14 protein-coding genes are annotated in these 21,713 nt (G+C 42.7%); all 14 read left to right on the forward strand.

Features of this window, described 5'->3' with window-relative positions; translation table 11 throughout:
• Positions 1 to 111 precede the first annotated feature (111 nt).
• The 14 genes from MHB64_RS15910 to MHB64_RS15975 all read left to right on the forward strand — a co-directional run bounded on the left by MHB64_RS15910 (position 112) and on the right by MHB64_RS15975 (position 21,655).
• On the forward strand, positions 112 to 1,059 hold the full coding sequence (locus MHB64_RS15910; protein WP_094874416.1) for an ABC transporter permease: 948 nt from the start codon (positions 112 to 114) through the stop codon (positions 1,057 to 1,059).
• Positions 1,060 to 1,072: 13 nt separating this feature from the next.
• Positions 1,073 to 1,942, forward strand: a complete 870-nt coding sequence (locus MHB64_RS15915; RefSeq protein ID WP_341134853.1) for a carbohydrate ABC transporter permease — start codon at positions 1,073 to 1,075, stop codon at positions 1,940 to 1,942.
• A 66-nt stretch (positions 1,943 to 2,008) separates the two neighbouring features.
• Positions 2,009 to 3,595 (forward strand): extracellular solute-binding protein, encoded by a 1,587-nt coding sequence (locus MHB64_RS15920; protein WP_280786266.1) that lies wholly within the window; start codon positions 2,009 to 2,011, stop codon positions 3,593 to 3,595.
• A gap of 287 nt (positions 3,596 to 3,882) precedes the next feature.
• Positions 3,883 to 5,622 carry a sensor histidine kinase gene (locus MHB64_RS15925; protein ID WP_341134854.1) on the forward strand — a complete coding sequence of 580 codons (1,740 nt, stop codon included), beginning with the start codon at positions 3,883 to 3,885 and terminating at the stop codon, positions 5,620 to 5,622.
• Positions 5,622 to 7,241, forward strand: coding sequence for a response regulator transcription factor (locus MHB64_RS15930; protein WP_341134855.1), 1,620 nt, complete (start codon positions 5,622 to 5,624; stop codon positions 7,239 to 7,241). The genes MHB64_RS15925 and MHB64_RS15930 overlap by 1 nt, the downstream gene beginning before the upstream one ends.
• Before the next feature lie 87 nt (positions 7,242 to 7,328).
• On the forward strand, positions 7,329 to 9,560 hold the full coding sequence (locus MHB64_RS15935) for an FAD-dependent oxidoreductase (protein WP_341134856.1): 2,232 nt from the start codon (positions 7,329 to 7,331) through the stop codon (positions 9,558 to 9,560).
• A gap of 17 nt (positions 9,561 to 9,577) precedes the next feature.
• The gene (locus tag MHB64_RS15940) at positions 9,578 to 10,786 is read left to right on the forward strand and encodes a GDSL-type esterase/lipase family protein (RefSeq protein WP_341134857.1); all 1,209 of its coding nucleotides are present in this window, start codon (positions 9,578 to 9,580) and stop codon (positions 10,784 to 10,786) included.
• A 266-nt stretch (positions 10,787 to 11,052) separates the two neighbouring features.
• On the forward strand, positions 11,053 to 16,158 hold the full coding sequence (locus MHB64_RS15945) for a golvesin C-terminal-like domain-containing protein (RefSeq protein WP_341134858.1): 5,106 nt from the start codon (positions 11,053 to 11,055) through the stop codon (positions 16,156 to 16,158).
• A gap of 160 nt (positions 16,159 to 16,318) precedes the next feature.
• Positions 16,319 to 16,996 carry a response regulator transcription factor gene (locus MHB64_RS15950; RefSeq protein WP_341134859.1) on the forward strand — a complete coding sequence of 226 codons (678 nt, stop codon included), beginning with the start codon at positions 16,319 to 16,321 and terminating at the stop codon, positions 16,994 to 16,996.
• The gene (locus tag MHB64_RS15955) at positions 16,993 to 17,997 is read left to right on the forward strand and encodes a sensor histidine kinase (protein WP_280786273.1); all 1,005 of its coding nucleotides are present in this window, start codon (positions 16,993 to 16,995) and stop codon (positions 17,995 to 17,997) included. Before MHB64_RS15950 ends, MHB64_RS15955 begins: the two co-directional genes overlap by 4 nt.
• A gap of 83 nt (positions 17,998 to 18,080) precedes the next feature.
• Entirely contained in the window at positions 18,081 to 18,803 is a 723-nt protein-coding gene (locus MHB64_RS15960; protein ID WP_341109051.1) for an ABC transporter ATP-binding protein, read from the forward strand.
• Positions 18,800 to 19,543 carry an ABC transporter permease gene (locus MHB64_RS15965; RefSeq protein WP_341134860.1) on the forward strand — a complete coding sequence of 248 codons (744 nt, stop codon included), beginning with the start codon at positions 18,800 to 18,802 and terminating at the stop codon, positions 19,541 to 19,543. The genes MHB64_RS15960 and MHB64_RS15965 overlap by 4 nt, the downstream gene beginning before the upstream one ends.
• On the forward strand, positions 19,540 to 20,298 hold the full coding sequence (locus MHB64_RS15970) for an ABC transporter permease (protein WP_341134861.1): 759 nt from the start codon (positions 19,540 to 19,542) through the stop codon (positions 20,296 to 20,298). The genes MHB64_RS15965 and MHB64_RS15970 overlap by 4 nt, the downstream gene beginning before the upstream one ends.
• Positions 20,299 to 20,713: 415 nt before the next feature.
• Positions 20,714 to 21,655 (forward strand): hypothetical protein, encoded by a 942-nt coding sequence (locus MHB64_RS15975; protein WP_341134862.1) that lies wholly within the window; start codon positions 20,714 to 20,716, stop codon positions 21,653 to 21,655.
• Positions 21,656 to 21,713: the final 58 nt, after the last annotated feature.

Genomic DNA, 21,713 nt, shown 5'->3' on the forward strand with positions numbered 1-21,713 from the left:
TTTCCAAGGCTGTACTTACTTAATATCTTATAAGAAATTCTTGAAATCACAGAAATTTATCCGGGTAGTGGGATGCTATTATACAAATATAAATAAAGACGAGGTGATGATATGCAAGCAAAATTGGCAGCGGACGCCATTCCCCTCACCAAAAAGCGGAATTCATGGATAAGAACGATAAAAAAGTATAAAGTGATGTACGCTCTCTTGTTCCCGGCATTAGTTTACTTTGCCGTATTCAAATACATTCCTATGGCGGGAATCATTATTGCTTTTAAAAACTATAACCTAGCATTGGGACTATGGGATAGTCCATGGGTGGGATTTAGAAATTTCACAGATTTTATGAACGGCGTTTATTTCTGGGACATCATGAGAAATACGATTATCATATCCCTTTATAAGCTATTGTTCGGTTTCTCAGCTCCTATCATACTTGCTTTGCTGCTCAATGAGGTTTATACCCAATGGTTTAAGAAAATCGTACAAACGATCACTTATTTACCCCACTTTCTATCATGGGTCATTGTTTATGGAATGATGGTGGCATTATTAGCCCCAGGGGATGGTCTTTTTAATATGATTTTCAAGGAAATTGGTGTTGAGCCCATCTCATTTCTAACGGAACCTGCCTGGGGCAGACTGCTGATCATCTTATCTGAAATATGGAAGGATATTGGTTGGGGAGCTATATTGTACCTTGCAGCATTAGCAGGAATCGATCCAAGCTTATATGAAGCGGCAAGAATTGATGGCGCTTCCAAGTGGAGACAGCTTTGGCATGTAACACTTCCCGGCATTCGAGGCGTGATGATTCTGATGCTGATCCTTAAATTAAGCCATATTCTGGATGCTGGTTTTGACCAAATATTTATGTTTGCCAACAGCTTTAATCAAGAGAAGATCGACATTATCGACACATGGGTATACCGTGAAGGGCTCGAGCGACTTAGGATTGGCTTGGCTACTGCTGTGGGATTGTTTAAAGCGGTCATCGGATTTGTTTTAGTGTTGGCAGCGAATAAGCTCGCCAAAAAATTCGATGGGCAAATTTGGTGAGGTGGTTATCAATATGATCAATTTGACAATCGGAGAGAAAGTCTGGCAAGCAGTCGTTTATTTTATTCTTATTATGCTAGCGCTACTTTGCTTACTACCCTTTCTATATGTGGTTGCTGTTTCAGTGACGCCAGAATCGGAAGTGTTAAGAAGAGGAATTGTTATTATACCAGAAACCTTTACCTTTCTAGCCTACAAAGAAGTATTCATTTCTCATGGTATCGGTCAGGCGTATAAAATTACATTGTTTCGAACGATAGTAGGCACTGCTCTCAATGTGTTCTTTACGGTAATAGCGGCATATCCGTTATCCAAAAAATATTTGCCGGGTCGAAGCCCATTTTTACTATTCATTGTCTTTACCATGATGTTTGGGGGAGGATTAATTCCGACTTATTTACTAGTCCGCTCTCTGGGATTGCTAAACAGTCCGTGGGTATTGATTATTCCACAGCTCATTAGTGCATTTAATCTGGTGATCATTAAAGGCTTTTTTGAGCAATTGCCTGCTGAAATCGAGGAATCAGCGAGGGTAGACGGTGCAAGTGAGCTTCAGTCGTTATGGCGGATCATTTTACCCCTGTCCTTGCCCGTCCTTTCCACAATTTCCTTATTTTACGCAGTCGGGCATTGGAACAGTTATTTTGATGCTATTGTTTATATCAATGATTCCAACTTAATGCCGCTTCAAGTGATCTTGCGCAACATCCTGCTTAACGTCGCAACACAAAGTGCTGATTCGCTTGCCAATACCGGAGCTGTCAGTACGTTCGCTATACAAATGGCAGCAGTTGTGGTGACTACAGTTCCGATTTTGATCGTTTACCCATTTATGCAAAAGCATTTTACCAAAGGTGTACTCTTGGGATCGGTTAAAGGTTAAAAAGCTATTCCAACCTGAGTTGTTACGGGGAAACCGTGATAATATAGAAGCAAAGGAGAGGTCATTATGCAACGTAAAGCGATTACATTGGCTATTCTGACAGCAATGGTCGGTGTGGGAACGGTATTGTCAGGATGCGGGGACAAAAAAGAGGTTAAATCGACAGCTTCGAGTAATTCGCAAGGCGAGCCAAATAAGTCTGAAACCAAATTGAAAATCTCGATGTTTAACCAAGGCACTTTCAACGCTGCTGCTCCGATTCCTCCTCGTGAAGAAGATATCCAACGCCAAATGTTAGAAAAAGCAGTGAATATCGACTTGGAAATGATGATTCCTCAATCCGGGCAAGCAACGACTAAATTAAATACGCTCATAGCTGGAGGAGATATTCCAGATTTGATCTTCTTGAAGAGCCGGGCTGATCTCGCGCAATATTATGACCAAGGCGTTCTTGCGGATTTGACACCGTATCTGGATCAATTTCCTGAATTGCAGAAACGTTTTAGCAACGACTCCTGGGAGGCGATGTCCTATCAAGGAAAAACCATTGGAGTTCCAGGTTATGATAATGTAAACGGAATCAGTCGAAGCTTCTTCATTCGCAATGATTGGCTGAAAAAACTGAATATGGAAGTGCCCACGACACCTGACGAGTTATTCGAAGTTATGAAAGCCTTTACAGAGAAAGACCCGGACGGTAATGGCAAAAACGATACTTACGGATTCATAGGCGGCATGAATAAAGAAGGCAATCTGCAAACCTACGGCTTTGATAGTTTGATGTGGATGTTTGGCGTCAATCCTCCCTCAGCCATTGATGTGAAAGACAATAAACCGGTGTTCCTGTTTACCGACCCAAAAATGAAAGAAGCACTCGCTTATATCAATAAAATGATGGAAGCTAAAGTTGTAGATCCAGACTGGGTGACGATGAATACTCCCGATTTGTTGGACCAAAAGTTATTTAAGGGTAAAGTTGGCTTCATGATAAGAGATGCCCGCAGGCTGGAACCAGATTATCAGCAGAAAATGAAAGAAATCAGTGGAGAGGTGCCGGAATGGATCGTCATTCCTCCTATGATAGGCCCTTATGGTGATCAAATTGTAGAGAGAAAATCGTTCCAAGGCAATTCATGGGCCATATCCAAGAAAGCGGATAAGGATAAAATTATTCGGATCTTGTCCATGCTGAATTATCTCTTTACAGACGAAGAAGCATATCCGAATTTTGCATACGGAATCAAAGGTATTCATTGGGATGTAGTGGACGGCAAGATTAAGAATAAAACCTCCGAATTATCAAAGGAAATGAAAGAAAAGTACCTATGGGTTGACCATTATAGAATGCCGCGTCGCGGTGATGATGCTGAATACTTCAGCTTCCAGAATCCTAAGACGGCAGAAGCTTTTAAGAACAATCAGAAATACGTAGCGCCTACTTTACCCGGGAATTTATTGACCGAAGACCCGAACGATACATTGGCAGCTGACCGCCAACGTTTCATTAATGAAAGTCTGGTTAAATTTATGACCGGCAAAGATCCTCTTTCTAACTGGGACAATTTCCTCAATACGTTGGAGACCAAGTTTGATATGCAGAAATATAAGGACACAGTAATCAAGCAATTTAAAGAAGCGGGCTTAATCAAGTAAATCAAGTAGAAACGGCTTCGCCGTCCTTTTAAAGGACGGTACCGTTTCAGCGAGAAAGATAAGGAACAATTTGCGCGAAGCATATAAATTCTTATCTTTTCAACAAAGAGAGTGGCTATAAATAGCCCCTCTCTTTATTGAAATATAAGAAAGTATAAGTTTTACTTTATACTTTATCCTTCTATTTTTCGAAGAAACGCTTATCGTCCTTAAAAAGGACGCCGAAGGCGTTTCTTCTTATCATATGCTATTATTTGTTTAAAACAGATTTAAAAGGAAGATGATCGATGCGAAGAAGAATCAGCTTGCCTTTAAAGTTATTTTTTATCGTGTTTGCATTTGTATTAAGCTGCATAATCTTAATAAGCCAATTGTCTTATCACTATGTCCAAAAGGAAATAAGAACCACTGACATTTATTACACCAACCAAATCCTTGACAAGGTAGATCAGTATTTCACAGTTAATTTTTCCTCCTTCCAGACGATCCTGTTCTCGGTCGAAACATCGGTGAAAGCCAACATTGAGAATACTGAAGTGATTAAAAAGCAATTAAGAGAGCTGTATGAACTCAACAGTAATTACGTCAGTAATATTTATTTGATCAAAAGCGATTTATCCATTCTAGGCGGGAGTACACCTACCCGAATATTCGATGAACCTTTAGCTGAAAGAGAACCTTTGTTTGATGCGGCTGACAAGAACAAAAGGACTACATTTGTCAGTGATCCTTACAAATCTAAATATTCCGGCTGGACCGTTACGATGGTTCGATATCTGAACAGTGCTCCGTTTCCTATGGCCATTGCGGTAGATTTGGATCTAAATGCCATTGAAGAGACCTTGTTCAAGATTAATAAAAAAGAACAAATGGATTTGGCTCTAATCACCGCATCAGGAAAAATCATTGCCGGATTTCCGGAAAATAAAGGACCCTTAAATATTCAAGATCATACTTTTTCAATCGGTGAAACGTCAGCGAAACAAATTCTGGAGACTACAGAAACAAGCCTTCAACTGCATACCAAGGATGGCATTGCGGTCTCCCTTCTGAAAAAACCGACTGAGAAATTCAACTGGACCCTCATCTCGATCAACGATGAATCCCGCTTGAAAGCTGCTTTGTCCAGATTAGAAACCTATTATATCGGGCTTCTAGCTGCTGGTCTTCTCTTAAGTCTGTTCATTTCCTTTTTTATTGCCAAATATATAAGGACCCCTCTCTATGCGCTCAAAACAAAAATGAAGCGGGTGGAGCAAGGCCTCCTCACAACTACAATATCGATTAACCGAAACGATGAGTTTGGAGATCTCTCCCGAGCATTCGATCGTATGCTGCAGCAAATTGTGGAACTGATACGGGGAGCAGAGCTACATAATGAACTTGAGCGGAAGCTGGAAATCCAAGTGCTTCAGTCTCAAATAAACCCTCATTTTCTGTATAACACGCTTGGTTCTATAAGCAATGTCATACGACTCGGACAAATAGAGAAAGTAGATGTGGTAATCGAGTCTCTCATTTCAATATTGGAATATGGGATAGCTGATGCTTCGGAGAAGGTATCACTGCGTCAGGAATTGCAAAATGTATCGGACTATATCGCGATCCAGAACATCCGCTATAACAGGAACTTTCACTTGATTGAAAATATCGAAGCAGATTTAATAGATTTCCCAGTTTTTCGAATGCTGCTGCAGCCCCTTGTGGAGAATAGTATCTTCCATGGTTATAACGGAGGGGGGATCGAAGGCCCTATTACTATTCATGCGTACAGGGAGGGCAGCAACGTCATCATAGAAGTAGTGGATCAAGGCGAGGGAATTCCAACTGATAAAATAAAGCATGTTTTGATTTCAGAACCGAGTGATGTGGAAGTGAAAAGGAAAAGAATCGGGTTAAATAATATTCATGACCGAATAAGACTTCACTATGGTGAACAGTTCGGGCTCCAAATCATAAGCATACCTAAGGAAACAACCCGTGTTCAAGCCTTATTCCCAGCAGGCTCGTTTAAAGGAGATGCATGATGGTGAGAGACTACACCTGCTTCATTGTTGACGATGAAGATCTAATCATTCAGAGATTGGAATTGTTTTTTAACGAGCTCTCCCATAGAGATAAGCGATTTCATTTAGTGGGAAAAGCGAATAATGGGCTGAAAGGGATAGAGGAGATCGCAAAGCTTAAACCGGATATCGTAATATCTGATATTGTTATGCCGCGGATGGATGGAATTTCCATGATTGAGCAGCTAAAACCAAAGCTTCCCCATACCCAATACATACTTTTGACAGCTTATTCATCTTTTGAATACGCCCAGAGAGCTATTCAAGCCAACGTATTGGAGTACATTGTTAAGGTTCCGCTCAGGGAAGCGGATTTAGTTCGCGCTTTAGATAAGGCAGCCGGGATTTTAAATGAGGTTAAGAAAAAAGAAGCGGAAATTCAATCGTTAAACGTATCCGTGCTTGAAAATAAATATAGAGTCCGCAAGCAATTTTTTAACGAGCTTATCAGAGGCGAAATCCCTTCTCATCGGGCATCGGATTTTGCCAATCGCATGCAATTCCATTTCTTTCAAGCCAACTATTGCTGCTTTATTGTTGAAATGAATCTGTATGAAAGTTTCCGGAACGATTATTCAGCGTCAGATCAACACATTTTGAAATATGCGATTACGAATATAATCGAAGAAACTGTGGTGAATGGTGGCAGGGGTGTAGCTGTAGATCTATCCGATAATCGTTTTATTGGCTTTCTTTCCTGGGAAAATAATCGCAGTGATATGGACACGGAATATGCTTGCCATTCATTGGGCAGTCAGATCGTCTCCCATTTACATCAATATCTGAATCAAAGGGTATCCGTCGCTTTTGGAGGTCCGCACCGAGGCTGGGAATCCATCAAACAAGCTTACATGGAAGCTAATAACGTGAGTGAGGATTTCTATTATCATGAAGAGAAAGTAGTCAAAACCCCCATGCATCGGTTCCAATACCGTAATGACAAAAAGGAGGCCTTTCAGCTGAAATTGGCTGATTTTCTCACATGGGTACAAAGGAAAGTTTCCAAGGAAGAGCTGGAGAAAGAACTCTCTGATTTAAATCAATTTGTGACGAATCATAAAATTCATAAGTCTATCATGGAACCTATGCTTCAAGACTTGTACAGAGACATTACTGCGAAATTTAAATCGGGGAAATCGTTGACCACGGATGTATCAGAGTTTCCTATAAAATTCATGACATTTCGGGAGCAGCTTGCCTATATTGGCGACTTCACATTCGAATATGTACACGCTGGCCAACTTTTACATCGTATAGAAATCATGAGTGCTATGCGATTTATAGAGAAAAACCTGAAACAGAGATTAACGCTGGAGGCGATTGCCGAGGAAGTGAATTTAGCTCCATCGTATTTTAGCAGCTTATTCAAAAAAACAATGAACGAGGGCGTTATCAGCTACATCAACCGAAAAAAAATCCACTTAGCTCTCGAGCTGTTAAATGTTCAGGATTATTCTTTATTGGAATTGTGCGAGGAAGTAGGAATTGTGAATGAAGGTTATTTTTGCAAATTATTTAAAGAATATACGGGTGATACGCCTAAGCAATACCGGATAAAAATGACACGGTATGAATCCTAATAAGGTTGCAAAAAATGTATAAATTTCTCGTGAAATCATGTAAAAAAAAAGGCATCAAAAAGCTTACCATGATAGAAGGATCTAATCATGGAGGTTATCAAAATGGAGCTTATTAAAGCAGATGTAACCGTCGTAGGCGGAGGTATTGCTGGGATATGCGCTGCCATTGCTGCCGCACGCCAAGGGCTGCAGGTTTCACTTATTAATGATCGGCCGGTTCTTGGGGGAAATGCGAGCAGCGAGGTCAGAGTTCATATCAACGGGTCAGCATATCTTGGAAACAGTCCATCCTATTATGCACGCGAGGGCGGATTGGTGGAAGAACTCAAGTTGAAGATTTTTCACTATAATCCGTTATACAACAAGAAGCTGATGCTTTCGCTTTCGGATACGGTCTTGTTGGATATGGTTTATGCTGAACCTAACATTTCTCTATTTCTGAATACATGCGTGCATGAAACGGGCATGGCGAACGGCAGAATTAAATGGGTGGAGGGCCTTCAATTGGCTTCCGAAAGAAAATTCCGTTTCGAAAGCCGAACCTACATCGATTGCTCCGGGGATGGAGTTGTCGGATATCAAGCAGGTGCTCTCTTCCGCTGGGGGAGAGAAGCGAAGCATGAATATAAGGAAGAATTGGCTCCTGAAGTGGCGGACCATTTCACCATGGGCGATACGATCCTGTTTCAAGCCCGTGACGTAGAATATTCCGTTCCATACAAAAGACCAGGCTTTGCATATGATATTACGAAGTTGGCCTTTTTTGATAGTATCAGAAAAGGCTTAAACCATCGGTCTTTACCTAGAAAAATCAACGGCCTTGGCGGATTGTGGTGGCTGGAATACGGCGGACATTTGGATATTATCAAGAATAATGAAGACATCGCATTGGAACTGCGGAAATTGGTCTACGGAATTTGGGATTATATCAAAAATAGCGGCGAATTTGATGATGTGGACAATCTCATCTTGGATTATGTATGCCCAATCCCGGGAAAACGGGAGTCGAGGCGGTTCATTGGGGATCACATGTTGTCTCAGAACGATCTCGCCGCGAAGCCGCATTTCGAAGATGCCGTATCCGTCGGGGGATGGTATATGGATATACATGCTGCTAAAGGCATCTATGATGAGGGGCCGGCTACAGCTTGGAATTTCGTGCCTGGCTTGTACAATATCCCTTTCCGCAGTTTATATTCACAAAATATTCCTAATCTAATGTTCGCTGGCCGCAATATAAGTGCTACCCATGTGGCATTCGGATCTACGAGGGTAATGGCAACCTGTGGTTGTATGGGTCAGGCGGTTGGAACAGCTGCTTCGTTATGTTTGAAATATGAGGTGGACCCCGCAACGATAGTCGAAGCTCATATGGGAGAACTGCAAGAGCTGTTGCTTCGAGACGGGCAAACGATTGTAGGGCTTCAAGAGGAATTGAATCCTTATTTTGCTGATGGATTAACTATTCGTGCCTCGTCTCAGCGCAGCTATGACAATGTTCATCCAACCGAAGAGATTTCCTTGGAGAAAGGGTTATGTTTAGTCTTGCCGATACAGACATCCTTGGCGGAAAGTGTACGCATCAAAATTAAAAACAGGTCCGAGCATTCGGAAACTTTGCAGGTGAAGCTGTTTGGCGGGGAACGGAAAGAAAATTATATTCCGACCAGCGAGTTAAAAGACTACCGCTTGGTTATTGCAGCCGGTCATGACGACTGGATTACGCTTAACTTGGGCTGCAAGAGACCGGCTGACGATAAAATCTACATCGTATTGGAAGGTACGGCAAGCCTTGCCGTCTACGTCAATGAAGAGAAATTGACAGGAGCGGTTAGCTTCTATTATAGACCGGAAGAACCTTCTAGGCTGAAGAAATTCAATAAGAGCATTTGCTTTAAGGAGCTATTGCCAACCCAGAATATGTATAATCCCGAGAATGTCGTCAACGGCTTCTCCAGACCCTATGGTCTGCCGAACGGCTGGATTTCTGAACGTACGGAAGAACAGGAATGGTTGGAATTCTGTTTTGCAAGCCCCAAAAATGTAGACGAAATCCATCTCGTCTTCAATTCACAGTTGGATTTGGAGCATTTCAACGACCCGATCGAGTCCCTTATTCAAGACTATGATATGACCTTGACCTTAGAAGACGGAACCGATAGGACAATCATAACTCGTGGAAATTATCTCACGCTGAATAAACATAAGGTGAAAGCGAAAGATGTAACCCGAATCCGCTTCGATTTCTGTGCAACTTATGGTTCGTCTTATTTTGAAGTGTTTGCTGTAAAATGGTTTGCTCCTAAATTTGATAAATGAGGTCAGGTGAGGTCGCGATGAAGGAATTATTCCCTCGTAAAGGACTCCCCAATATAATTCAGAAATTGGAAAATGGGGATACCGTAACAATCGTCTATTTCGGCGGTAGTAATACCCGTTCTGAAGGCTACAGGGTCATGACGGCGGATTGGCTTCGTGAAAAATATCCTAAGGCGGAGATCCGCTCTGTGAATGCAGGCATTAATGGGACAGGATCGGATTTGGGCTGTGCCCGTTTGGAGACAGATGTACTGCGTCATCGGCCTGATCTAGTATTTGTTGAATTTGTCGGTAACGATGGCGGAGATCCCGAATCCAAGGCGCGGATCGAAGGGATTGTCCGCCAGATCCGCAAACGTAGCCGGTTTACCGATATCTTATTCGTTTATACGCTGAAGGAGCGGGATGTGGCCTTATTTCAGTCTGGGGAATACCAGAAGGGGGCTCTGATGCAAGAGGAAGTGGCCGACTATTATGGTATTCCTTCAATTCATCTGGGTGTAGCGGTCAGTCACTTGGTGTCGGAGGGAAAACTCGTTTTCACCTCAAGGGAAGACGTGTCCATTTCCGGAGCCGTTGTTTTTACGCATGATTCGATCCATCCGACTATTCCCGAAGGACACCAGATCTATACGGATACTATCACCCGGTCATTTGAGAAAATTAGAGAACTTCAAGATCATTTGGGAAGGTTAGTACATCACTTCCCTCAGAATCCGTTGGTTCCAGCTAATCCTTGGGAGTATGCAACCCTGCTGTCATTGGATAGTCATACTACTTTTTCCGCAGGATGGTCATACATGACGCCCGATGATTTTGCTTTGGTGCGTGAGTACAATTGGTTGTTCCCCGGTCTATGGCGAGCAGTCGATCCTGGAGAGGCTATCACAGTGCAGTTCGAGGGAACCCATATCGGGTTATTCGATATCGGGGGGCCTGATTCTGGCAGATTGAAGGTGTCAGTGGATGGTGGGGAACCCTTTCTTGTTGATCGATTCACACTACACAACGATCATAATCGAAATCAGTATGTATTCTTACCGGAGCTCCCGAATGGAAAACATACAGTTCGCTTTGAAATCGATACCGAGAAAACAGACAAAGCGGCCGTGTTTGAGGCATGCGGCAATGAACGAAGTAGAGAGCACGTTAGAAAGCATCCAGATTGGTACGATCAAACGGTGATTCAGCTTGGGAAGTTGTTATTGGTGCAGCCGCCATTATAATTAACCAATAGGCATTTTACAATTGGTAAACCTATATCATAACTGACTGCAGTTGAGCGGTCAGTTATGATGTAGGTTTCTTTTTTGCTTAAAATCTTATAAGAAATTCTTGAAATCAAAGAAATTTCACAGTGATGTGACATGCTATGATAAAAACGAGAGGATTAGCCAGAAGGATAAGGCTAATTGCTTCTTTACGATCTTCGAACAAAGGAGGGCACCATTATTTTGAAAGCGTTATCAACATAAGGGAGGCTGTGAGTTGTATGATAAAAAGGAAGCTGTTTTTCTTAATCGTTTTCATTGTGACGATAGTAGTTCCTTTCAGCCTAGTCGGGATAAGGACCGCTTACGCAGAGCCCTTACCGTATAAGACGATTATCATCGATGACGGGAGCATCACGATCAATGATGTTGTGACACCTGATGTGGATAACGAGAACAACGGCTATTCGGCTCCAAATTGGACCACAAGTACAGGGGTGAAGGGATATGATAACTCCAGTTCTAAATATACGAGTACAGCAGGCAGAACGATATCCTGGAATCCTCGATTGGAAGCGGGAATGGCGAAAATTTCATTATATAAGCTTAACTGGGAGGATAAGGCCGATAGCAATGTAAAAATTGAAATCGTTCATAATGGAACGACGGATGTTTTCTTTGTGGATTTGCGACCTTCATTTGGTGCTCCTGCGGGATGGGTGGATTTGGGAGAGTACTATTTTTCCGGGGTTGGTAAAGAATTCGTTAGATTAACTCGGTCTACCAGTACAACCAGCACGATAATTACTCGTGCAGATGCGGTCAAGTTCGAAGGGAATATTCAGCAAAAAGAGCCGCAGAAGACGATCATCATTGATGATGGAAGCATCACGATTGATGATGTCGTCACCACTGATGCAGATAACGCAAATAACGGGTTCTCCGCTCCTTATTGGACTACAAGTACAGGAGTGAAGGGTTATCATAATTCCAGTTCCAAATTTACCGATGCAGTAGGAAGAAGCATCACATGGAATCCGCGATTGGAAGCAGGGACGGCGAAAATATCATTCAACAAGCTTGATTGGGCGGATAAAGCAGACAGTAATGTTAAAATTGAAATTGTTCACAATGGGATCACGGATGTCATGTTTATGGATCTGAGGCCTTCGTCGGGCCCATCGGCCGGATGGGTGGATTTGGGGTCCTATTATTTCAGTGGTAATGATAGCGAATTTGTCAGACTGACTCGAACGCAACCTACGACCGGAAAGATCATTACGCGGGCCGATGCGGTCAAGTTTGAAGGGAACATCCGGCAGCAAGCTCCGCCGTTGCCTCCGCTGCGCAGCCGTACATTGGCGAATCTCAGTTACACGGAAAAAGGCAGTATCGAGAATGACAACTATAAAGTAACCTTCTATGAAGCAGCTTGGGATGGTGGCAAATCCATCGTTCGTGATTTGTTCTACAAGGATACGGATACGGGGAACTGGGTGCCTGTCAATAATGTGGCGGAAAGACTTGAAGAGCAATGGGTCATATTAGATGGGAATGCCGGGAGTCTAACCAATTACTACGATACGATGAACAAACGCTGGATTACATTCGACGAGATCGATTTCCCTGACAGCCACACGGCGATATTAACCGATACTTCACATGGAAGTGATTACGATTTACAAGTGAACTGGTCCATGTCAGGGGACAAACCTGATGTTTCCTTCACCTTTACACCCCGCCGGGATGGCAATTATGTGATCGGCTATCAGTCTTTCACAACAGAGCAAATCTCAGGCGTCAATGAAGTGTTAAATGGTTTCAGGTCACATGCAAAAATGGTAGGTTCAGTCGAATCAACAAGCTTAAGGGAGCTGAGCGCTCCGATGAGTCTGGTGGAAAAGAATGACGGTTCGGGGAATCCATTGACGTATGGGGTATTTGTACCTTCGGATGAGCTTCCGGTGGAATTTGAACCGACGGGAGGTGTTACGAAACAAAGGCTTGGCATGAGCCTTGTCAACAATGAAGGCAGCGTGCAGCCAATCTTGTATGCTCCTCAATTAGGGACTTATTCGAAAATGGCCGCAGAAAGCACTTATCAATTTCATATGGGACTAATCGCTCAAAAAAGCAAATTGTATGTGTCCTACGCGGATGTTCTTTGCAATGAGTATGGTTATTCCGCATACCGGGAAAATGTATCCGATCAGTCGCTTACTGACGCGATGTTCAATATGATCGATTTACTTAAGATAGAGCCGCAAGGGGACGACTCTGTTAATTATGTCCCGTCGCCAAGCGGCTGGTGGAATCGAGCCAAGGGATTTATTGATATTGAGAACGAGGATAGCATTCGAACCACATCGAATGCAGTTCTTCTGGGAGCCTACTATTTGACCGGAGACGACCAGCTTTACGATACGAGAGCGCTGCCGTCCATCCAGAACGGTGTATCGCGAAATGGAATTGGATGGTCACCGACGCAGAAGCCAGTATACGGTGTGCCGTCGTTATGGAAAATGGCATCCTTGCCGTTCGATTTTTCAAGCGTAGCCGCTGTCCATCAGATGATGGGGACTTCGGCAGGAATTGGGGCGCTGGCACAGGAAGAGTACCTCGTGCGTGATCCTGACCAGAAAGACCGGGGTCCTGTCATTCAGCCCCTGATGATGTATCGTATGACGGGAGATGCGCAGTATTTACAGGCTGCCAAGGCTGCAGCCGACAGCTATATCATGCAGCATATTGATACGCCTGCATCCGTAAATGTGAGTAAAAATGAGTTCATTTATTATTATAGCAAGCTGTGGATGGAGATCTTGGAGCTTTACGAGGAAACTCAGGAACCCAAATACTTGAATGCTGCTTATAAAGAAGCCAAACGGTATGCAACGATGTTCGTTGCTCGTCCGGTTCCAGAAGGTGCCGTTACGATTCCGCAGCCTGAGACGTATAATTACGCGGAGTCGTTCCATTGGCCGGAAAGTGGTAAATATCAATATCCTCGGATCAAGCTCCCAGAAGATGTAGCCGGAGGCGTACAAGCGGATAGTTGGCTTGTTTCTCCCAATGGATTGACGTTTGAAGCGGGAAGTACAACTGGCTATTATCGGATGAATGCGCAGGAAGCTCCATTCATGCTGAGATTGTCGCTCTATACAGGTGATAAACTGCTGCAGGATATTGCTCATAATGCGGTCATCGGACGATATTCCAGCTATCCAGGTTATTACTATAAGGGCTTCGCCATTAGTCAATTGGAGCCAAATTTCCCTCTGGAAGGTCCAAGCGGCGCTACATCCATCTATTATCACCATATACCGGGACAGCTCGGGCAAACGATGGATTATTTGATCAGCGAGCAATCGTTGAAATCGAATGGTAGTATTACATTTCCTTCTGTATTTGAAACAAATTTTTTATGGTTCAAATATCACCTCTATGGAAATAAACCAGGTCATTTTTACGGTAATTCCGACGTTTGGCTCTGGATGCCCAAGGGGATAATTCAGACCAACCATCCTCAATTGAACTGGATAACGGGAGAGAGCGGGAATAAATTCTACATCGGGTTAAGCAATGAATCGTCAGCTGAAGTTCAGACTCCGATTGAGTTGAATTCGCAAATCATTGGGTTCAACCCGGCACAAGATTATACCGTAACCATTATCCGCGACAATGGCTCACCAGAGCAAGCGGTTATGAGTGGCGGAATCATTCAAGCCAAGGTTTCAAGCAAGGGAATAACCGCTATCATTGTAGAAGGACTCAACATTGAGGTGCCGCTGCACCAGATCAGAACTGCTGATCTATCGGATGCAAGCTATTTCTTCGATATCCACAGTCCAATAGATGCGGTTAAAGGCATGCTGATCGTCAAGCCCGACGAAACGGCCTACGATGCTTATGTGCAGGCAAAAACGACGAAACCGGCGACGATCCATTATTCCTTGGATGGCGGAGCTACGTATACGACGATTCCAGATACGATCTATCCGATGGAATGGTCGATACGGGTGAACGACTTATCCCAAACCTTCACTTATTATGTGGAATCGGACGGGAAACAGACTCGCAAACGGACACTCTATCTGCCTGATCAGGTAACCGAAACTCCAGTTCAACCGGATTGGCAGGAGGGTTCATCTATCATTGTGGATAATACGGAGGCAGAGACAGAAGGCGTCTGGATACGGGATACTACGGCTAACGACTATTACTATGATAACTATGTGTATTCCAAATCGACTGCAGGCACAGCGACAAGCAGGATAGTATGGCGGCCTGAGCTGCCGGAAACTGTTACTTACAGTGTGTATTACAAGCTTCCGCAAATAACCGCTGCCAGTGAAAATTGGGCAACGAATGCCACATTTACCGTTCATTATAGCGGAGGCTCCGAGACGGTTACCGTTGATGAGACAGCAGCAAATGGGACTTGGGTGTACCTGGGTACTTTTCCTTTTGCAGCAGGCGATAACGGGTACGTGGAATTAACCAATAAGGCTAATAAGTCAAGGGTAGTTGCCGATGCGATGATGTGGGTGGACCCGAACCAGATGCCGCAATTGGAGTCTGCGGTGATCCTGTCGGATCGGAACGAACTGCAGATGACTCAAACCGCACAACTGAGCGTAACCGGCTATTTGGATAACGGTCTGATTGGTGATCTATCACAGGCAAATGTGCAGTATTTCGTTGATCGAACCGATTTGGCTGAAGTGGACAGTAGCGGTTTGTTGACTCTTCTAAGTCTCGACGGGGAAAAAGATCACATTGAGGTATGGGCCACTGTAACGATTGACGGGGTGACCTTAACAACATCGCCTTTGATAATTGCGATCAGGGACTTAACGGTTATTGTCGACAGTACGAATACGACTGGGTTGTACACGACAGAAGGGTCTTGGAGCCAAAGCAATTTAGCCGGATACAAAATTGGGGTTAAGTCCCGTTACTCTACCGTTCAAGGATCATCAGCGACGTGGAAAGGCCAGTTTCCAGAGGGGAAATATACGGTCTCCATCTACAAGCTCGTCCATACGACAGCAAACGATAATTATGTCAAAGTGGAAGTGAAGCATCAGTCGGTTACCGAGGTCACGTATATCGATGCAACCGTCGGCTCGTCGGGTTGGGTTAATCTAGGAACGTTCGACTTTACAGGAGACGGCAGCGAGTATGTTCGTTTAACCAGGGTTACTCCGACAACGGTAGATCCCCCAACTCTGCCTGCTGATATGATCTATACGAGGGCTGATGCAGTCAAGTTCGAACGGCATTCCGTTAGTCCGGTATTGTTTGGTCTGCCAGGTAAACCGAAACTTTCGAATAATAGCAGTGAGTTTCTGAATGGAAGCGGAACAACGGTAAGTGATAAGTGATATCGTAAAATAATCCTTTGAGCTGAGTGGATGAAACCGATCCATTCGGCTTTTTTATGAAACTATATTAACAAACGATAAAATGGTCTTAACTGGAAACGATTCTTTAGATTGTGTTAATCTGTCTAATAGTGAACTCCATTAGAGAGAGGGTTGTTACTTGAAAAGAAACATATTATATATTGAAGATAATGAGAAAATAGGCCAATGGGTAAAAGAAGAATTGGAGCAGCGGGGGTTTTCAGTTCAGTGGCTGCTTTCTGGTGAAGGAGCCGAAAAAGAAGTGAATCAGCATGAAATCGTTATTTTGGATATCATGTTACCTGGGTTAGACGGATTTACTGTAGGAAAACGATTAAAAAAGGCAGCTCCTGCTGTTCCTATTTTGCTGTTATCTGCTCGAACATCGATAAATGATAAGGTAGATGGGTTACAGTTTGCTGATGATTATTTAACGAAACCATTTCATACGGATGAATTAGTTGCGAGATTAGAAGTATTAATCCGCCGAAGTGGCAGAAGACATTCTGGACGCATTTCATTAGGTAATCATATTGAAGTAGATCCAGGACTCCAAATGGTATATGACAAGCCCACAGGAGAAGAAATTATACTGACAGGGAAACAACATCAAATTTTAATGTACTTCTTACGCCACCCTAATCAAGTTTTACCAAAAGAACAAATTTATGAAGCCATTTGGGAAGAAACGTACATAACCGGTGATAAGACACTAATGGTACATATCCATCGACTACGTCAGAAGTTGGAACGTCATCCAGATTCACAAGAGATTATTGAAACGTTAAAAGGAATAGGCTATCGGGTGAAGCTATGAAACACAGCAGATCATTATTTCGCCGTTTTCTAAAAGTGCATTTTCTATTTATCTTCCTTCCTCCAATTGTGCTTATTTTCTTCTTTACCTTCTTTGGGTTTTCTGTCAATGAAGAACCTCTGACGTTAAATCCATTTTACATTACACTATTTTTGTTTGGTTTTATTATTGTCGCATTTATTGTCTCCTCTTGGCTGTTCTTCTTGAGACTTCGTAAACGTCTTACCTGCTTACAGGAAGTCATGTCATTTTCAGCTAATCATAACTCCTTTCCTAAACCGATTTCTGTTCAAAGTGATCGTATGGATGAAATAGACCAGTTGGGAAGTTCTTTTAATTGGATGATTCAGCAGCTTGAAGACAGTCGCAAGCGGGAATATGAAGAAGAATTATTACGGCATCGGCTCATTGCGAATTTATCTCACGATTTACGAACACCACTTACCATATTGAGAGGACATGTCACCAGATTAAATAAAGAAGCAGTAAGTTTAGAAGGACAAAACTCCTTAACAGAGATGAATCATACGATTACCAGAGTCGGAGATCTGATGGATGATTTACTTTCCTACACTTTGCTTACATCAGGGAAACATCCTTTTGTACCCATTTCAACAGATATTGGACGTTTAGTAAGAGCATCTGTTGCAGCATGGTATCCTGTATTTGAAGAAAAAGAAATTCAGATCGATGTGGATTTACCGGCAGAGGAGACTTTTTATTGGGAGGCCGATCCACAATGGATGACACGGGTTCTGGACAATCTATTTCAGAATATTCTTCGCCATGCAGCAGAGGGGGAATATGCAAACATTGTGGTTGATGTAGTAAAAGAACAGATCATCGTTGCAGACAAAGGTCCAGGTATGGATAACTTCTCCTATGAGCGTGGAGCAGGGATTGGTTTATCGGCTTCAAATTATATGCTGCAAAAAATGAAGCTGAAAGCTGACTTTACATCAAATGAAAATGGTACAAAAGTAGCTATTGGCCGAGCTTAACCTAAAGTTAACCCAGAATTAAACGGGCTGATAGCCGGGATGTAACTTTGCTTCTTTATAATAAGAACCATAACAGAAAGGAAGTGTTATGGTTGCTTACCATTAATAACTTAGTCAAACATCGCGGAAAACAAGTAATCTTATCTGGTATCAGTTTTAATGCTAGACCCGGTAGGGTAACTGGGTTTCTAGGTCCCAATGGGGCAGGTAAAAGTTCTACACTCCGCATCCTGCTTGGATTAGATCGTGCCACCTCAGGGAGTGCATTCATTAATGGAAAGCCATTCGCAGAATTACATAATCCTCTAGCAACCGTAGGTGCTGCACTTGATGGCTTTGGAGCTCATCGTATGCGGACCGGACGGGCACACTTGCGTTGGATTGCTCGTGCCGCAGGATTGCCTAGCTCACGTGTCGAGGAGGTTCTGGAAATCGTAGGCCTTACTAATGCAGCTGGGAAAAGAGTTGGCAATTATTCTCTTGGCATGGGGAGAAGACTTGGAATGGCGGCTGCACTCCTTGGTGACCCCAAAATATTGGTTTTAGATGAACCCGTAAACGGGCTTGACCCCGAAGGAATTCGCTGGATTCGGACATTTTTACGTGAACGTGCTGAGTCAGGAAACACGGTCTTACTATCCAGTCATCTAATGGGAGAGCTTGCAGCGACTGTTGATGATGTGGTGATTATTAAGCATGGAACAATCGTTGCAGATGGAACATTGGAAGAAGTAAAAGGTAACCATTCCACGCTGGAGGATGCCTATTTTGCCCTGACAAATGAGAATACAGGTGTTGTTGTATGAGAGCATTCAAGGCGGAACTATCAAAATTGTTCTCCCTGCCGGGCATTTGGCTTGCCTCTTTCATTGGAGCATTTGCCCCAGCGGTCATTGCTGCCATGGACAGTACCGCACAAAAAGAGGAGATTATTGCTGGTGTTAGCACAAGGCTAGCGGAAGTTGGCTATATTGGATTAGTTTATGGTGTGCAAGGTGTCATTCTTCTTGGCGTGCTTGCTGTTAGTAGTGAGTATATGACAGAGAGCAGTGAATCGGGTGGAGGACAACAGATTATAACAAGTTTAACTGTTGTTTCATCCCGACTTCATTTTTTGCTGGCAAAAGCAGGGGCTGTGACAGTGATTAGTATACTGCTGTGTATTGTTGCTATTATGACAACTGTGTCAGCAACCCATCTTATTCTTGGTGAATATACCCCTGCATTGGAATGGTCTAAACTTATCGGTGCAGTTTGTTACTGGACATTTACTGCTCTTTTAGCATTTGGGATTACTATACTTACTAAGAATGGCATTATCCCGCTTACTGTACTCTTGATAAATTCATCACTTGTGTCATTTAGTTTCCTGCTTTCTAAGATTACAAAGTTAGCGTTTTACTTACCAGATATAGCTGGCGCTGATATGTTTATGAGCCTCGGATTTAACACCCCATTCACAGGCGGTTTAATCATGTCTATTTGGGTAGCTGTTCTTTTCATAGTTGCAGCTATTGTATTCCATAGGAGGGACGTTGCAGCATGAGTGTCTCATCTAGTAGAAAGCTAACACAAATGCTTGGTGCTGAACTGGATAAACTAGTTACCTTACCATTGATATGGCTCACGCTTATGGGGACGTTCATTTTTAATTTAGTTTTAGCCGCAGCTTTTACTTCTATTGGTCTACAAGGGGCAGCAGGGACGCAAAGTATACTGAGTATAGGACTCGCTTCTATGAGATATATTCAAGCAGGGTTCATTATTCTTGGTATTTTAGCTACATGTTCAGAGTATACTGGCGGGCAGATTAGAACTACTTTAACTACGATACCTTGGCGCGGGCTTCAATTATGCACGAAGCATTTTGCGTTGGCAATCATCACTATTCCCGTGGCGTTTATTATTGCTGGATCAGGTGTACTATATACTTTTATTAGGATGGAAGATACAGCAGAAGTGATTACAATAGACACTATGATAACAACATTAACAGGTGCAACGGGCTATCTAACATTAACTACACTTCTCAGTGCAGCTATAGGTGCTTTATTAAGGCGAACCACGCCTGCTTTAGTGTTACTGCTTGGTTATTATTTCATTGTAAGTCCACTGCTGAGAAATTTTCTGCCTAGTATTACAAATTATTTTCCGGATATGGCAGGGTATTATATGTATATGCCGCGCTCCTCTGAGGAGATAAATGTCCTTACATCAATGCAAGGGACAGGTATTTCAATGTTATGGACATTGATCTTTATTACAGTTGCTATTGTATTTTACCGTAAACGGGATGCCTAATTTCAGGTTTCATTATAAGGTTGTAAATTCTCTTATGGATTGATTTCGAGCTACAGCTGTTGCTATCATAAATTTATGATCATCTATAATTGCATTTAAACGTTAATATCAAATGGCTTCGTCCTTTGTTTTCAGAGGACGAAGCCATTTGTGTTTTTTGTGCTTTAGCGAACACCTCGCTATGGTCCTTCTTGTGGAAATTGATCCCCTAGCACACAAATAATTGCGAACTAGGACAGTTTTTATAAGTCAAATTTGTTCAAATTCAGTCTAAATAAGCGCTTACATTAGGGGGCGGCTAAACTTACAATGATGTCTAAGCATTAAATTTGGGAACTTCTCCTACAACGGCGACGAATTATGCTGTCATAGGCTTTCTTGCAAAGCTAGATTGAACATTGGAAAAGGAGGCGTCATGGGGATTAAAAGACGAAAACCAACAGTGATTATCTTATTTATCGCTCTGATTGTTCTTATTTTACTCGTGTTGAGCTTAACTAACAAAAAAGCGGGACTGCCTGAAAATTGGATATTCACAGTAGGCGGATACGCCGTAACAGAAGAAGAATTTCAATTTTATGTCAAAGAGCAAAGATCTATAACGACAGACTATTTCTTCAAAACTTATGGGGCCCAAGTAGATGAGGGCTTCTGGACACGTCAATACGGCGAAAATCATGAAACCCCATCTGAATACGCCAAAAAATCTGCGATGTCTGCATTACTAAAGACCAAACAGGAGCAATTAATTGCAGATGAGCGGGGGCTCGCCCCTTACAAAAGCTTCGATGAGCTAAAATCCGACATGGAAGATGAAAATGTTAAGCGAACAAAGATGGATGATTCAGGAGGGACTTACTATGGGTTGCCTCAGTTTGACTTATATCAATACATGCAATATTTAAGTGGTGCCCGTTGGCCGGATTTGGTAGAAACCCAGCTTAAAAAAACGAAAATGAGCGAATCCGAGTTGCAAGTTGAGTATGCTTCAAAAAGTGCGGAATATGTTCGTATTGCTGATGAATTAACGGCCACGTTAGCGATAGCGGGGCAGGCTAAGGAAGAGAAAGTGCTAAATCGTTTGGACATATCTAAAGAAGATACCGAATCTCTTAAGTTCTGGGAGTCATTAGCTGCTGCTTCTGTAGGCGAGACAGTAATCGGTAAATATATGGGTGAAGATGTCATTGCCACATTAATCACAAAACCGGAAATCTCCAAGCTTAAACTGGAAGAAGTGAAGGATTCCATTCTATACGGATGGGCGGAATCTGACTTACGAGCGTTAATTGCAAATACCAATAAGTTGAAGATCGTGTATAACGCTAATCAATTCAGTGAATTAGTAGTGAACTAGAATAGTTATGTTTTTAAGTTTATAAGAATCTATGTCTATTGAGACTTCTATAGATGCA

The sequence above is a fragment of the Paenibacillus sp. FSL K6-2859 genome (assembly GCF_038008265.1).
In the GTDB taxonomy this organism is placed as follows: Bacteria; Bacillota; Bacilli; order Paenibacillales; family Paenibacillaceae; genus Paenibacillus_AQ; species Paenibacillus_AQ nitricinens.

Bases quoted from the DNA above. Each gene is read 5' to 3' on its own strand.
- MHB64_RS15910 (WP_094874416.1), top strand. From the start codon at position 112: ATGCAAGCAAAATTGGCAGCGGACGCCATTCCCCTCACCAAAAAGCGG.
- MHB64_RS15915 (WP_341134853.1), top strand. From the start codon at position 1,073: ATGATCAATTTGACAATCGGAGAGAAAGTCTGGCAAGCAGTCGTTTAT.
- MHB64_RS15920 (WP_280786266.1), top strand. From the start codon at position 2,009: ATGCAACGTAAAGCGATTACATTGGCTATTCTGACAGCAATGGTCGGT.
- MHB64_RS15925 (WP_341134854.1), top strand. From the start codon at position 3,883: ATGCGAAGAAGAATCAGCTTGCCTTTAAAGTTATTTTTTATCGTGTTT.
- MHB64_RS15930 (WP_341134855.1), top strand. From the start codon at position 5,622: ATGGTGAGAGACTACACCTGCTTCATTGTTGACGATGAAGATCTAATC.
- MHB64_RS15935 (WP_341134856.1), top strand. From the start codon at position 7,329: ATGGAGGTTATCAAAATGGAGCTTATTAAAGCAGATGTAACCGTCGTA.
- MHB64_RS15940 (WP_341134857.1), top strand. From the start codon at position 9,578: ATGAAGGAATTATTCCCTCGTAAAGGACTCCCCAATATAATTCAGAAA.
- MHB64_RS15945 (WP_341134858.1), top strand. From the start codon at position 11,053: ATGATAAAAAGGAAGCTGTTTTTCTTAATCGTTTTCATTGTGACGATA.
- MHB64_RS15955 (WP_280786273.1), top strand. From the start codon at position 16,993: ATGAAACACAGCAGATCATTATTTCGCCGTTTTCTAAAAGTGCATTTT.
- MHB64_RS15965 (WP_341134860.1), top strand. From the start codon at position 18,800: ATGAGAGCATTCAAGGCGGAACTATCAAAATTGTTCTCCCTGCCGGGC.
- MHB64_RS15970 (WP_341134861.1), top strand. From the start codon at position 19,540: ATGAGTGTCTCATCTAGTAGAAAGCTAACACAAATGCTTGGTGCTGAA.
- MHB64_RS15975 (WP_341134862.1), top strand. From the start codon at position 20,714: ATGGGGATTAAAAGACGAAAACCAACAGTGATTATCTTATTTATCGCT.